This is a genomic window from Ammoniphilus resinae, from assembly GCF_017873965.1.
In the GTDB taxonomy this organism is placed as follows: domain Bacteria; phylum Bacillota; class Bacilli; order Aneurinibacillales; family RAOX-1; genus Ammoniphilus_A; species Ammoniphilus_A resinae.
In genome coordinates this window covers 1-13,945 of record NZ_JAGGKT010000008.1, presented here as the reverse complement: position 1 = coordinate 13,945, position 13,945 = coordinate 1, and the positions used below count along the sequence as shown (strand labels likewise).

The 13,945-nt window shown below is 41.6% G+C and carries 17 protein-coding genes and 1 pseudogene; 7 read left to right on the top strand and 11 right to left on the bottom strand.

Annotated features, from left to right (window positions below; translation table 11 throughout):
* Positions 1–24: 24 nt before the first annotated feature.
* Both J2Z37_RS13495 and J2Z37_RS13490 read right to left on the bottom strand, forming a co-directional pair.
* Positions 25–360 (bottom strand): ArsR/SmtB family transcription factor, encoded by a 336-nt coding sequence (locus J2Z37_RS13495; RefSeq protein ID WP_245203801.1) that lies wholly within the window; start codon positions 358–360, stop codon positions 25–27.
* Between the two features lie 73 nt (positions 361–433).
* The gene (locus J2Z37_RS13490; RefSeq protein WP_209810804.1) at positions 434–1,225 is read right to left on the bottom strand and encodes an EcsC family protein; all 792 of its coding nucleotides are present in this window, start codon (positions 1,223–1,225) and stop codon (positions 434–436) included.
* Between the two features lie 134 nt (positions 1,226–1,359).
* Here J2Z37_RS13490 and J2Z37_RS13485 point away from each other — a divergent pair, with 134 nt between their 5' ends.
* Both J2Z37_RS13485 and J2Z37_RS13480 read left to right on the top strand, forming a co-directional pair.
* Entirely contained in the window at positions 1,360–1,959 is a 600-nt protein-coding gene (locus J2Z37_RS13485) for a YdcF family protein (RefSeq protein ID WP_245203800.1), read from the top strand.
* 104 nt (positions 1,960–2,063) lie between these two features.
* The gene (locus J2Z37_RS13480) at positions 2,064–2,618 is read left to right on the top strand and encodes a hypothetical protein (protein ID WP_209810802.1); all 555 of its coding nucleotides are present in this window, start codon (positions 2,064–2,066) and stop codon (positions 2,616–2,618) included.
* Positions 2,619–2,649: 31 nt separating this feature from the next.
* On the opposite strand, the gene J2Z37_RS13475 is transcribed toward J2Z37_RS13480, so the two are convergent.
* From J2Z37_RS13475 to J2Z37_RS13450, 6 genes are all read right to left on the bottom strand, one after another.
* Complete coding sequence (locus J2Z37_RS13475) at positions 2,650–2,850, bottom strand: alpha/beta-type small acid-soluble spore protein (protein ID WP_209810801.1); 201 nt, start codon at positions 2,848–2,850, stop codon at positions 2,650–2,652.
* Between the two features lie 102 nt (positions 2,851–2,952).
* Complete coding sequence (locus tag J2Z37_RS13470) at positions 2,953–3,474, bottom strand: DinB family protein (protein WP_209810800.1); 522 nt, start codon at positions 3,472–3,474, stop codon at positions 2,953–2,955.
* A 174-nt stretch (positions 3,475–3,648) separates the two neighbouring features.
* A complete protein-coding gene (locus tag J2Z37_RS13465; RefSeq protein ID WP_209810799.1) occupies positions 3,649–5,748 on the bottom strand; it encodes a heavy metal translocating P-type ATPase in 2,100 nt (699 codons plus the stop codon).
* Entirely contained in the window at positions 5,732–6,100 is a 369-nt protein-coding gene (gene crcB, locus J2Z37_RS13460; protein ID WP_209810798.1) for a fluoride efflux transporter CrcB, read from the bottom strand. The genes J2Z37_RS13465 and crcB (J2Z37_RS13460) overlap by 17 nt, the downstream gene beginning before the upstream one ends.
* 2 nt (positions 6,101–6,102) lie before the next feature.
* Positions 6,103–6,468: a fluoride efflux transporter CrcB gene (crcB, locus tag J2Z37_RS13455; RefSeq protein ID WP_209810797.1), complete on the bottom strand. Its 366-nt coding sequence runs from the start codon at positions 6,466–6,468 to the stop codon at positions 6,103–6,105.
* A 147-nt stretch (positions 6,469–6,615) separates the two neighbouring features.
* Positions 6,616–7,158, bottom strand: coding sequence for a cysteine hydrolase family protein (locus tag J2Z37_RS13450; RefSeq protein WP_209810796.1), 543 nt, complete (start codon positions 7,156–7,158; stop codon positions 6,616–6,618).
* Between the two features lie 119 nt (positions 7,159–7,277).
* Here J2Z37_RS13450 and J2Z37_RS13445 point away from each other — a divergent pair, with 119 nt between their 5' ends.
* Both J2Z37_RS13445 and J2Z37_RS13440 read left to right on the top strand, forming a co-directional pair.
* Positions 7,278–7,724, top strand: a complete 447-nt coding sequence (locus J2Z37_RS13445; RefSeq protein WP_209810795.1) for an Lrp/AsnC family transcriptional regulator — start codon at positions 7,278–7,280, stop codon at positions 7,722–7,724.
* A 177-nt stretch (positions 7,725–7,901) separates the two neighbouring features.
* Positions 7,902–8,846 (top strand): alpha/beta hydrolase, encoded by a 945-nt coding sequence (locus J2Z37_RS13440; protein WP_209810794.1) that lies wholly within the window; start codon positions 7,902–7,904, stop codon positions 8,844–8,846.
* A 36-nt stretch (positions 8,847–8,882) separates the two neighbouring features.
* On the opposite strand, the gene J2Z37_RS13435 is transcribed toward J2Z37_RS13440, so the two are convergent.
* Positions 8,883–9,785 (bottom strand): ATP-dependent DNA ligase, encoded by a 903-nt coding sequence (locus tag J2Z37_RS13435; protein ID WP_209810793.1) that lies wholly within the window; start codon positions 9,783–9,785, stop codon positions 8,883–8,885.
* Between the two features lie 180 nt (positions 9,786–9,965).
* Here J2Z37_RS13435 and J2Z37_RS13430 point away from each other — a divergent pair, with 180 nt between their 5' ends.
* On the top strand, positions 9,966–10,832 hold the full coding sequence (locus tag J2Z37_RS13430) for a YitT family protein (protein WP_425340325.1): 867 nt from the start codon (positions 9,966–9,968) through the stop codon (positions 10,830–10,832).
* A 147-nt stretch (positions 10,833–10,979) separates the two neighbouring features.
* Here the strand turns inward: J2Z37_RS13430 and J2Z37_RS26025 are convergent, their stop codons facing one another.
* Together J2Z37_RS26025 and J2Z37_RS26020 are read right to left on the bottom strand one after the other, a co-directional pair.
* Positions 10,980–11,402 carry a DUF1259 domain-containing protein gene (locus tag J2Z37_RS26025; protein ID WP_342453830.1) on the bottom strand — a complete coding sequence of 141 codons (423 nt, stop codon included), beginning with the start codon at positions 11,400–11,402 and terminating at the stop codon, positions 10,980–10,982.
* 9 nt (positions 11,403–11,411) lie between these two features.
* A pseudogene (locus tag J2Z37_RS26020) lies at positions 11,412–11,828 on the bottom strand (DUF1259 domain-containing protein); the annotation flags it as partial.
* 297 nt (positions 11,829–12,125) lie between these two features.
* Here J2Z37_RS26020 and J2Z37_RS13420 point away from each other — a divergent pair.
* Together J2Z37_RS13420 and J2Z37_RS13415 are read left to right on the top strand one after the other, a co-directional pair.
* Positions 12,126–12,755: a class I SAM-dependent methyltransferase gene (locus J2Z37_RS13420; protein WP_209810790.1), complete on the top strand. Its 630-nt coding sequence runs from the start codon at positions 12,126–12,128 to the stop codon at positions 12,753–12,755.
* Positions 12,756–12,927: 172 nt separating this feature from the next.
* Entirely contained in the window at positions 12,928–13,692 is a 765-nt protein-coding gene (locus tag J2Z37_RS13415) for a HEAT repeat domain-containing protein (RefSeq protein ID WP_209810789.1), read from the top strand.
* Positions 13,693–13,945 lie beyond the last annotated feature (253 nt).

Genomic DNA, 13,945 nt, shown 5'->3' with positions numbered 1-13,945 from the left:
CCAAAAAAATGTAACATCCGGGATTTAACAACAGCCATCTTTATTCCGGAAGATACAACACAATTGAGGGGATAAAATATTATTTACTTCTGTATGGTTTAGTTCATAATAACTCCAGGTCCCTTTGAGCTCACGGAGGATAAGACCTGCATCGAGTAAAATTTTCAGATGATAGGACAATTTCGATTGCGGCATCTCCACAATTTCTGAAAGATCACAGACGCAAGTACTGCCTCGTTGAGTGAGTTCAAACATAATCTGCAGCCGTTTCTGATCTGCTAAGGCTTTGAACTTGGTTTCGTACTTGGAAAAATCGATAGTAGACGTAGTTTGATCATGGACGGGGAGATTATTGGACAATGAGGTTCTCCTCCTTCGAGTATACATCAAATTATTTTGATTAAGCATATCTTATCATCACTTTATAAAGGAATCAATGGTTTGCTATACGTTCCAGGATTCTACGTTTTCGGTACAACATCATGCCTGCTTCAGCGACATCTCCAATGCTTGATCGATTAAGATATGCTCCAAAAAGCATGCCAGCGATGGGGATCATTTGAAACAGTTTTTTCCATCCGAAATTATCGCGATACGTCATGACAACTTCACGCCATCCTTGTAATTGTGAAACCACTTGATTATTCTGCTTGCCTTGATGGAAAATAGCAAGGTCTTCAAGGATAGCCTTTTTCCCAACGATGTCTGATGAGGCAAATTGCAGGCATTTTACAATAAAGATCCTCTCGGCCTTATCCTTCGGATCATAACCATAGCATAAGGCCATTTCCTGAAGAACTTTAAGCGATAAACCAAGAAGGAGAGGGATATCGATAGCTAAAGTGAAAAGTCCACCAATTCCCGTGGTTGCCCCTTGGAAAGTTGCGAAGTTGGTCCTTGATTTCACCAATTCCTTCGCAACTCCATCTAAAATGCTGATGGGCATTTGACTTATCTTACTTAGGGTCATTGGTTCGGATTCAGAATTAAATTTATTGATAACGTCCCGGTCACTGACTAAATATTGTCCGCCTGTTTGAATATAACTTCCTAACTCATCAATAGCGATCCCCACTTTTTCATGGATAAATTTTGGGGTGATTTTATCTAACAGTGCGAAAGGAAGCCTGCCAATCTTTTCCCAAAACCACAAATCCTTTTGATCATTTTCCCAAGCTTCTATAAGTTTTAGTTCATTGTATAGATATTCTTTCGATTCATGCAAAATGGATAAGCCCCTTTGAAAGAAGATTTATTTTATATACGGAAAATAGGAAGAATGGTTTCAGATTGGAATGGAAGAAACATTTAATAGATCTAGTATAAGCCAATGGTGCAAAGTATAATGACAATATGATGATGAAAAAATGGTCGGTTAAACTTTTGCTTGTGTTTTTGTTGTCAGGATTAGTATGGACCTTCTATACCCAATGGCTGATCTATTCTGTTGAGCAACAGCAACCTTCAAAATCAGACGTTGGCATCGTGTTGGGAGCGTCATTGTGGGATAATTATCCGAGTCCAGGTCTTCAAGAGCGTCTAAACAAAGCCTATGATCTCTATATGGAAGGATACTTTTCTGACGTGATTGTTTCTGGTGGGCTGGACTATAATGGGTCCACCATTACCGAAGCCGAAGGAATGAAACGCTACCTTGTAAGCAAAGGGATTCCTGTAGAGCACATTTTTATTGAAGACCAAGCTCGCAGTACCTATCAGAACTTACTCTTCAGTCAAGCGATTATGTCCGAGAACGACTGGGAAAAAGCGTTAATAATTACACATGAATTTCATGGGGCAAGGTCCCAGGATATTGCGGATTTTTTGGATTATCGTGATCCAATCGTAACCACGGTAAAATCCGAAGTCCTCTGGATGCCTTGGCATAAGGCAAGAGAAACACTAGCTTTTACTAAATGGTATTTGGAGAAAGCACTGATTCAGTTGCAAGATTTGTGAGGCTAGGGGGACGGATTCGGCAGGGGATGAAGGACAAAGTGACAGATATTAAGTGAAACAATCACTTGCGTGCAATCGTCTGAGAATGAGAGGTGAAAATTCCAATGATAAAAAATATCCAACTCGTTCTTGTCTGCTGTTTTGTATTTAGTCTGATGTCCGTGTCCATCCCTTCTGTTGGCTATGCTTGTTCTTGTGCATCTAAACCCGCTGTACAAGAAGAACTTGAGAAGTCAGCAGTTGTATTTGGTGGTAAAGTTATCGACATTCGTGAGAAGAGCCAATTCAATCCGAAGAAAACCGTATTATTTGAGGTATCAACCGCTTGGAAAGGGGGGGCCTCTACACAAATGCTCATTACCACGGGTCTTGGTGGTGGTGATTGTGGTTTTGATTTTGAAAAAGGGAAGGAGTACTTGGTTTACGCCAATGAATCTTCCATGTATGGTGGCAAAGACCTTGTAACAACTATCTGTGATAGGACAACAGAATTGGTTTCAGCTCAAGAGGATTTAACTATACTTGGAGAAGGAAAAGTGCCCACAGAGAAGGTGAATCTTGAGGGAAAGTTAGGGGGATTGAATCCATTTGTATGGATTCTAGCCATTGGCGTAGTGGGAATTTTAGTTTTCCTCATGTTAAGAAGGAGAAGAATGTAAAAATCCCGGCAAATTACCGGGATTTTTACATTTATTGAAGTCTTCCGCCGGATAGAGCTTGCTCCGCAAATTGAACCAAACGTTTTGTCATTTCTCCACCTACAGAGCCATTGGCCCTTGAAGTTTGATCAGCACCTAGCTGAACTCCAAATTCGGCAGCAATTTCAAATTTCATCTGATCAAGAGCTTGTGAAGATTGAGAAACAAGTTTTTGATTACTGTTGTTAGCCATATTAATCTTCCTCCTATCAGTGATTGATTTACAAGCTTGTAAGATTATTAATGCCTTAAAAGGTAGGAAGATATTCAAAGAATCATTTGGTAAATAAATCCATTATTTGTTTAGGATACCTAAATAGGAAATCCACGGACCAACATCTTTGCCGTATCGTTTTGCCATCACGCGAACGATTTGTGCAATATGTGTTAAATCGTGAACTACCCAGGTAGAGATGAGTTCTCTTACCTTCACTGCACCGAACTCAGGATGTGAACCTGTCAATTCGAGATTTAGAGTAGATTCGATTTCTTTCAGCTTATTTATATTGCGCGCTCTAATCTCCTTAAACAACGCCAATTTTTGTTCAATGGAGGTTTCTTTTTCACCATCTAAATGGGTAAATCGATCAAAAGGAGGAAAGGGTTTGCTTTCACCTTCTTGCAAAATAAATTCCAGTCTTGGAAACCAATTTGTTTTCTCTGCTTCAATGAGGTGCTCAACTACTTCTGAAGCATTCCAGGTTCCTTCGCCTTCATTACAATGCAGCCATCCGTCAGATAGACCGAATAAAAACATTTCCAACGTTTGCGGTGTGCGTTCTAGAATCTCCAGTGCTTCTCTTAGATTAAAATTCATGGCAACTCCTCCGTTCATGACAAGGATATAACAAAATTATAATGCGAAATTTGGGGAATGGTATGAAATGATAGAAAATTTTTCGTAGAGATAGAGCGGATAGTGGGAAAAATTCCGTTATTCGACGATAATCAGGACCAATCTGATGAATAACGGGAACTTTTCCACTAATTACTATTTACCAATCTTTAGCAATCTCAAGGCATTCAAGGTCACAATGAGGGTGGCGCCCATATCGGCAAAGATAGCGATCCACAAGGTTAACCACCCTGGGACAACCAGGAGAAGTGCTACAGCCTTAATTGCAAGAGAAAACGTAATGTTTTGTTTGATAATTTGCAGTGCCCTACGACTTAATTTGATGGTAAAAGGCAACTTTCTTAAATCGTCTCCCATGAGGGCTATATCTGCCGTCTCAAGTGCTGTATCTGTTCCAGCCCCTCCCATGGCAATCCCCACGGAAGCTGCGGCAAGGGCGGGAGCGTCGTTTACGCCATCACCGACCATCGAAACCACATTACCTTCACTGCGAAGTTTTTTAATGTAGGCCAATTTATCCTGGGGTAAAAGGTCTGCCTCCACCTCACTAACCCTTACAACGGAACCAATGGCTTCCGCAGTTGCACGGTTATCACCTGTAAGGATGACGGTCTTTTTCATACCGATCTGGTGGAGTTGGGCAATGACTTCCTTACTATGTTCACGAACTTCATCGGCAACGGCGATCAAGGCTAGGATTTCTTTTTCCGTTCCAAGGACCATCACCGTTTTCCCTTGCTTTTGCAGGGTTTCAATTTGTGACAATATCTCTGATCTGATTTCTACCAACAGTTCCTTAAAAAGGCCGGGGCTGCCCACAAAATAAAGGATATCATTCAATTTCGCCTTAATCCCTTTACCCGTAATCGATGAAAAATCTCCGACCTTTAGCGCGTAAAAATCAATCCCCATTTCTTCCGCTTTTCGTAAAATCGCCGAGGAAAGAGGGTGCTGTGACCCTTTTTCAAGCGCAGCGGCTATTCCTAATAATTCCTTGTCTTCACCAAAAGCGATAAAGTCCGTAACTTCCGGAACACCCCTGGTTAAAGTGCCTGTTTTATCGAAGGCAATCACCGATAATTTGCCTGCTTCTTCTAAATGAATGCCACCTTTGATTAGAACGCCGTTACGCGCTGCATTCCCAATCGCCGTGACAATGGCAACTGGAGTCGAGACGACCAAAGCGCAAGGGCAGCCTACGATGAGCACAGCCAAGCCTTCATAAATCCAGGTATACCAATCTCCGCCAAACAAAAGCGGGGGAATCACGATAACCAAAGCGGAAAGGAGCAGGATAAACGGTGTGTAGTATTTGGCGAATTGATCGACAAAGGCTTGGGAGGGAGCCCGTTCGGCCTGTGCTTCCTCGACAAGATGAATAATCTTGGCAATCGTCGTATCTTCCACCCGTTTGGTTACTTTTACTTCCAGTAATCCTTCCTCATTCAGTGTTCCGGCAAAGACTTCATCCTCTATCGTTTTGTATACGGGGATCGATTCACCTGTTATGGCAGCCTGGTTAATGGTGGATGCACCTTTTACTACCACACCATCCATGGCAAGTTTCTGTCCAGGCTTTACAATCAGGATATCGTCAACTTCAATATCATCAACCGTTATCGTCAACTCTTTGTTGCCGCGGCGAATAAGTGCTTGTTTGGGGGCAATATCCATTAAAGAGCGAATGGACTCTCTTGCTTTGTCCATCGAGTAGGTTTCAAGTACTTCACTAATAGCAAAGAGAATAACTACAGTGGCCCCCTCGCTCCATTCGCCAATGGCAGCTGCCCCAATAATCGCTACGGTCATTAAGGTTTTCATATCAAATTGTAAGCGGATTAAGTTTTGCAGCCCCGCCTTAAACAATCGGTACCCACCAATAAGGATGGAGGCAGCATAAAGTATTGTGGTGAAGAAAGAGTCTTCTCCTAGACTCCACGCGATGACAAGGAGTACGACGGAGATGATCACATTCCAATGCTTCTTCCAAAATGGGACATGTTCCACCAGTTCTTGTTGGTTTTCCGGCACAACTTTTAGATTTTCAAATGCCCCTGCTTTTTCTAATTCTTCTATGGAGGCATCCCCGTAAACAGACAGTTTAGCTGCTCCAAAGTTTATCATGGCTTCGTCAACGGTGGGGATTTCTTTAACATTCTTCTCGAACCGAGAAGCACAGCTGGCTCAAGTGAGCCCGGATATACGGTAAACTTTCTTCTCACGATGTGATGACATTTCCGATGAGTCCCCCAATCCAAGCAAATATAATTCCTAATATAACGGAGGTTGAAACATAAATAACTGCTCTTTTTGTATATTTCTTCTCGAGAAACGTAATCGTTTCATACCCAAATGTGGAGAAGGTGGTGTAAGCTCCCAGAAACCCGGTTCCAAAGACAAGCCAAGTCCAATCCGGAATGGCCTGGTGAACATGTAGAACTGCGAGAAGTCCAAGTAAAAAAGAACCGGTAATATTGATGACCCAAGTGCCAAAGGGGAACGTGGCTGGCGTTTTGCTTGTGATCCATTTCCCCATGAGAAATCTCGAAATTGCTCCAAAGATGCCGCCGATTCCTACTAATAACATGGTTATTCCGACCCTCCTAACTTAGCGCCCACCAATGCGAAGCCGAGACCCCCAAAAACACTGACCAACACATAGAGGATTGCCAATCCCATTTGATGATGGTTTATCAAATTCAACGTTTCCACGGAAAAGGTGGAAAAGGTGGTGAAGGCACCAACAAATCCGGTTCCGATACCGACTTTAATAGGTGGATGAATCTGCCACTTCTTTGTAGTGATGGTGAAAAACCAAGCCAGCAGCAGACACCCTAGAAGATTAATGATCAACGTTCCAAGAGGGAATCCGTTTGTTGTATGGATCCATTCACCAAGCGTGTAGCGTAAAATGGCGCCAAAGAACCCACCGATCCCCACAGCTAAAATATTCATTAAAAGACCTCCAGAAAAACAAACTCCTACCGGCTATCTTTAATGGCTAGTAGGAGTCATTCATCACGACTATTTGATTTTTATTATATAGAAAAGGAAAGGTAAATTCTAGCAGATGTAGCGAGATAGCGGAAAATTTCCCGCTAATTACTTCAGAAATTCCTCTGTTGAAACCACCTTGGCATAGATTCCATTAAGCGCACTAACAAACGCAAAATGAACTTGTTCAGCGGGCACGACTTTTTCTTGGTAAGTTAGATCTCTTGTCGTACAAGCATCTTCAATCAGGGTACATTCAAACCCGAGATCTTTTGCCGCTCTAACCGTGGCATCAATGCACATGTGCGTCATCATCCCGCAAATGACTAACTTGGTCACGCCATTTTCTCTCAATTTGCTCTCTAGTCCCGTCTCGAAAAAGCTGTTTGGTCTATGTTTGATAATCAAGTTCTCTTCGCCCGATGGTAAAACAGCCTCATTAATTTGAGCACCCTCCGTATTGGGGAGAAAGAAGGTGGCCCCTTCCTGGAGCGAGATATGTTGGACATGAAAAATAGGACCATTATCTTGTCTGAACCGTTCAAGAATTTTACTTGCGTTACTAGCTGCTTTCACAGGATGGCTTAATTCCATTCTTCCGTTTGGAAAATAATCATTTTGAATATCAATTAAGATCAAAGCTGTGCTCATTTTTTCCACCTCATCAATAAAATAAATTATAATAAGATCATAAATCATAACTTGATTTTGATCGATACCTTGGTGAAACTGTTTTAGTTCAATTCATTTCATGGTGAAAGGAATTTACAATGGAACTTGATCAAATTGATTTCCAAATCCTGCGGTTGCTAACCGAAAATTCACGTATTCAATGGAAAGACCTAGGCGAACAAATTCATATGAGCGGACAAGCGGTAGGGAACCGGATTAAAAAACTGGAGGAAAGTGGTGTAATTAAAGCCTACTCCCTTATCATCGATGAAATGAAAGTCGGACTTTCTTATACAGCGTTTGTCATTATTCATATGAAAACAACCAATCATATGGCGTTTATTGACTTTATTAAGGAGCGAAAAGAGGTAGTCGAAGCACATCGAATATCCGGGGCAGGCTGTTACCATTTAAAACTAAAAGTGACAGCCCAAGATCAGTTGAATCTTTTTCTAGATAAACTTCTGGCATATGGTAACTATAGCTTGAACGTATCGATTCAAGAGGTCAAACAGGGGAGTCCGCTGAGTGCTGCACTACCCTGATTCAGACTGAGTGGAGTGAGAACTGGTGATCTGAGTCCGAATCGAGCCCTGATTCGGACTGAGTGGAGTGGAAACTGGTGATCTGAGTCCGAAATAGAATCCACCCCCCAATCCTTAAATCTGATTTCCTTCACTTCCCTAACTTTAATGCCTAACATAAGGAGAAAAGAAATAGACATGATCGTACCTAAAGGAGCAATACAAGATTCATTGGATCAATTAAAGCAATCTGAAGTTGAATTCCATCTAGGTGGTCTTGAAAAGAGAAGCAAGGAAATCATGGATTACCTTAAGTACTATCAACTAGATATTGAGGGAATTGAATATAACTATGGATTCACGAGATATGTGGGGGAGAAGATCTTTGTCCAATCGTTTAAACCAGCATCACCTAAAGCAACCGTCTTTTTGATTCATGGTTACTTAGATCATACAGGCACCCTTAAAAATGTAATTCACCATTTAACAAAGAAGCAGTACCATGTGATCTCGTTTGATCTACCTGGGCATGGGCTGTCAAGTGGGACAAGAGCAAGCATTGACAACTTTACGATCTACTATTCTGTATTTCAGCATCTATTGGGAATCTGTCATCAGGTAAAGGGGCCGGTTCACCTCATTGCACACAGTACAGGCTCCTCTGTTGCAATGGAATACTTATTTCGTCAAGATTCGATATTTAGCAAAATTATTTTCATCTGTCCTTTGGTCAGGTGTAAACCGTGGCATCTTTCTAAAATGGGATATGTGTTGTTCAACCCATTTCTTAAGGAAATGAACAGGGTCTTTAGACAAAACAGTTCAGATCTCGACTTTCAGGAATTTATAAAAAACGACCCTCTGCAGAATCGGAAAGTAGCATTAAGATGGATCGGGGCGTTGATTGACTGGAACAAAACATTAATGGATCGATCCAGGGTTAAAGATGAGTTATTGGTGATCCAGGGGGACAAAGACAGTACGGTGGATTGGAAATATAATCTGCAATTTATTAAAAAACGATTTACTAATAGCTCGATATCTTTAATTCATGGTGGAAACCATCAATTATTAAATGAAGAGAAAACAATCCTCGATAGAGTGTTTCTCACAATAGATCATTACATGGAGGACCAATCATAGCCAGAAGTGTAAGAGTATAGCGAAAAAAATTTTTCGCTAATACCCCCACTTACAATCCTCCGGTTTTTTATCAAACAAAAACCCTTTAAAACTTACCTCTCTTAAATGATGAGTGTCTGTTCGATCGCGGTATTGAATCCTGCAGCATAGTCTAGGTTCAATCCATTGGATATTTTTTTTTTTACCGGTGTGTAACCCTTTGGCTATTTCTAAAAAGGCCATCTTCTCTTCTGGCGAAACCCCCACTTCAACAACCGCTACAGGCTTGTTTGAGACGGTTCGAAAGTTTAAACCCACCACGAAAGCAAAGTGAGGCTCTGTTCTGTAACCTAGGATGATGGTATCGATTTGTTTGTAATTCTTAATTTTTATCCAATCGCCTGAACGCACTCCTGGTTTGTATGTGGAATCGAGACGTTTCGCTACGATGCCTTCCAAATCTCGATCTATAGTAAGCTGGCTTAATTGTTTTCCTGTCCCTTTGACAAACAAGGTTGGAAGAATGTATTCATTTGGTATAATTAGTTCTTGCAGTATTTTCTTACGTTCAATTAATGGGTCATCTAAATGCCATCGATCGGCATACAACACATCAAAAGCTACGAAGGTAACGGGATGGGTGATCATAGCTGATCTAATTTTTATCGGATCCTGAAGTCTTCCGCGATAGGAAAAGTCATCAAAGTTCGGTTTATCATTCTTGATACAAACCCCTTCACAATCGATGATGGCCTTTTGGGCTTTGATGGATTGAGCTACCTCGCCTAGTTCCGGAAAACGGTCGGAAATACAACCCCCATTTTTGGTATAGGCTTCAACCCGCTCCCCATCTTTGTGGAGAATGATTCTCCAGCCATCCCACTTTACCTCAAAGATAAAATCATCGTGATCAAAGGCTCGACCTGCAGAGGTTAAAAGCATTGGTTTCATTGGATTCATGTTCATAGGATTTCACCAACTTAAGATTACCATGAAGCTAAGTGTACATATATACGAGGTTTTTGGAAGTGATATTCTTAAAGATTAAATTGCAGTTTTAGAATAGAACGGTATTCCGGAAGCGGTTATAATAACAAATAAAGTTAAATCATAGGAAATGAGGACATAAAATTGAGCACAATCGCAAAAGCCCAAAAAACCAATATCCCTAAAAAGGTATCTAGAGTATTAGCGGTGGTTATAGGGGCCTTTATTACAGCATATGGACTAGAAGCCGTATTAATCCCAAATAACGTTTCCGACGGAGGGGTGACAGGTCTTAGTATTGTTGGCTCAAAACTAATTGGAATTCCACTTGGAGTTCTCATTGCCATACTCAATATTCCATTCGTATTTTTAGGATATAAACAAATTGGTAAAACTTTTGCTATTTATTCCGTGATCGGTATTGCTTCACTGGCCATCGGAACCATCGTTATGCACCATGTACCCACGATTATTCAAGGCGATACATTGTTAATAACTGTTGTTGGCGGAATTATTATTGGATTTGGGATGGGGTTAGCTTTGCGAAATGGTGGGGCATTAGATGGGATTGATATGTTAGCCGTACTGCTTTCTCGGAATTTACCCTTTGGTACAAGTGATCTCATTTTATTTTTAAACATGTTTGTATTTATCGTCGTCTCAACTATTTTCGGTCTGCAGGGGGCAATCTTATCGGGAATTGCTTATTTTATAGCTTCTAAAGTAATTCATATTGTTGAGGAAGGTTTAAGCGGTTCGAAGACGTTTAAAATTATTACCAATCAACCCGAGTTAATGGTTGAGACCATTCGTGATCGCCTCGGTCGAAGTGCAACCTATAATCTAGTTCGTGGCGGATATTCAAATGAGAAATTCAAAGAAATCACCTGTGTAATCAACCGTTTAGAAGAAAGCAAAATAAAAGAAATTATTCAAGAAATCGATCCCAATTCATTCGTTATCGTATATGACGTAGCAGAAGTTAAGGGTGGTAACTTTAGAAAACAAAATATTCATTAGTCGTATGTAGGAATCTTCGTTGGATACTTCTGTCGAAGCGTTTGAATGGCACCTTTTTGAGTGAGTAACTTAACCCCCTCATCCCCAAAAACATCAGGGATGAGGGGGTTTTTCGGCTTAATTAGGGTGAAAAGTCCTGTGGATTGGTTAACCCAAGAAAGATATCGATTGTTTGGTTTTCCTTGCAAATGCAGCGGGACGATCGATTGATTCCCAGTGAATGTACATTAATCGAGGATTTTCACCTAACCAGTGATTATGAAGCGCTGTTACAGTAATGCCCCGACTTTGCAGATTTCTGATTAAGCGATTCGCTTGGTTTTGAAAAAGGGCAGTCTCTCCTAAGCAAAGCGCGCGACCCGATTGATCCAGTGACTCAAAGGAAAACAGCTGATAGTTAACCAAAGGGGAGTTCGTACGTCTTCCTAGAATCGATGCGTTAAATCTTCTCGTTCTGCTGACAAAACATACCGGTCCCCTGGTAATTTCATGCTCTGTGCCACCTAAAATAGAAGAGAACTGGTTACAAAGCCTTCTAAACCGTTGGCCTGGATTTACTTCCCTCCCCATATCCGTACTTCCCAAGAAAGCAATGGCGTCTCTTGTTTTCCTTGCAAAGGCAATCGGATTATCAATGGATTCCCAGTGAACGTACATTAAACGGGGGTTTTCTCTTAACCAGTGATTATGAAGGGCGGTTACGGTAATGCCCCGACTTTGCAGATTCCTAATTAAGCGATTCGCCTGATTTTGATGCACTGCCGTTTCACCCAAACAGAGTGCACGACCATTCCGATCAAGAGCTTCAAACGAAAAGAGTTGGTGACGAACCAAAGGGGAAAGCGTGCGTCTTCCTAAGATTGTTTCTCTAAGCCTTGTAGCGCGCATGACAAAACAAACCGGCCCGTCCTCGAGTTCGGCCTCACCTCCTAAAATTCTCCCAAATTGCATACAAAGCCTTCTGAATTCTGGGCTTACCTTCACCTTTCCAGCCATATAAACCCTCCTTTAATCATTATCGAGATATCCTATGATGAAAGGAAAAAAGGGAACTGGATGGAGACCTAATTTTCAGATTTTTGTTTAGGTGGACATATTGTATTAGTGAAAGTTGTGGAGCAGTCGCCGGTGGACTGACTTAAATTCCAAATTGTTCCTATCGGTTGGAGGAAGATGGTCCACTTGGATAGAAATGATAGAGTGTAGGATAAACGCACTAGATACAATTAGCTGATACCATTTCATGTGACGGTATCGGCTTTTTAACGGGGTTAGAGGGAGAAGATCAGGAAAATGAATAATAGTTGGAATCGACTTATATACAAATTATGGTCTCCATTTTACGATCAATTCTTTAATTCAGGAGCATTTCTTCAAGCAAGGAAAAACCTATTTGCCGAAGAGACGTTTGAAAAAGGACAAAACATTCTTTTTGTTGGAGTTGGAACGGGTGCGGATTTAGCCTGGATTCCCCGAAAGGATTTGAACGTAACAGCAATCGATTTTTCCCCAGAAATGCTACACAAAGCCAAGGAGAAATTCAAAAATGATCCCATTACTTTCAAAGAAATGGACGCGCAAGACCTCCAATTTGCTGACGAATCATTTGACATCGTGGTGGGAAGCCTGATTTTGTCTGTAGTTCCGGATGCGAAAAAGGCTCTTGAAGAAATGATTCGTGTAACCAAAGGTGGGGGACGGATATTGATTTTCGATAAATTTGCTCCAAAGGATATGGACTTATCTTTTGGGAAGAAACTGATCCGCCCTCTTGTTTCTTTTCTCGGTACGGATATTGGTTTGCATTTCGACGAGACGTTGAATCCGTATCGGTCTATGGTAAATCTTCAGCTTGATAAACCGATTATGTTTGGTGATATGTATCGAAAGATTCGATTAGTAAAAGTGTTGGAGATTAACTAGTTCCGGAGGGAGATAGAACATGGCGAATCCAATCAACTTGTAATCGCGAAAAGTGGAGGAACGATTGCAGGAGGTAAACATGCTTGAAAAGCTGGCACCGGAGAAGGCAGTTCCATTATTGCTAGATCTGCTACGTGACCCGTCTTCGTATATCTTGGTATAAGTTGTCCGTTTGCTCGGAAAGATGGGCGGAGAAAAGATTCTGGGTAAAATTTACGACTGCTATGCCTGGATCGAGGAAGACCCAATTGAAAGGGATCCACATTGTGAAGTAAGAGGAGAAATTATTTCCTTGATTGCAGCATATCGCGACATTCAGGCAGCTGACTGGGTACACCGTGCGCTGAAAACCATCCAGCTCAAAGCGAATAACGACATGTCCATCCAGTTGCGCGCTAATGCTGCGTTAATTCTTTCAAACTTTCGGGTCCGTGGACTGCTCACCGATTTATCGTTGTTACTGTTTGATTTTGAACCGAATATTCCAGTTCAGACATCTCATGAGTACCGTTACGCGAAAATGTTAACACGACAAGCAGCGGCGAAAGGGATCGGCATCTACGGGGATTCCTCAGGGGCAGCGATTCTTGCGGTAAAATTAACCTATCCCAACCAAGAAGTCCCCGAGGTTCTTGTAGAATGCATGGACGCTTTGGTTGCACTTGATGAGCCGCGCTTGCAGGAGTGGGTAACACCCTATCTCGAACATGGAGATCCTTACCTCGTGGCCTCCGCAGCGACAACATTGGCCGCGCAATTAAAAGAAGAAGCACTCCCCATTTTAGTTGCTGCCCTCGATCACCCTTTGCCCGAAGCGCAAACTGCACTCGTTTATGCCATTTCGAGCATCAGGTCCCTGCAGACTCCCATTATTTTGAAACAACTGTGCACACATGCTTCCAAAACCGTTCGGGAAACGGCGAATGAACTTGCTTAGGTCTAGGGAGGGAGGAGTTGTCCGGTTCGGTATTGGGGAGGGGGGAATAACGGAAGAATTTTCCGTTATTACTGGAAATCGATTTTAAATAGGTTTAATAGAGGAAAATATTTCCGTTAAGGAGCTTTTCTATTTGATTGCAAACGTTTGCAGCTTTGAATAGTTACAATGAACGAAACCGACTACCACAATGTTTTACGTAGGTTGAATTTGGAAATGACTGAGATAGTTTAAAAACCCAGCAAAACCAAAA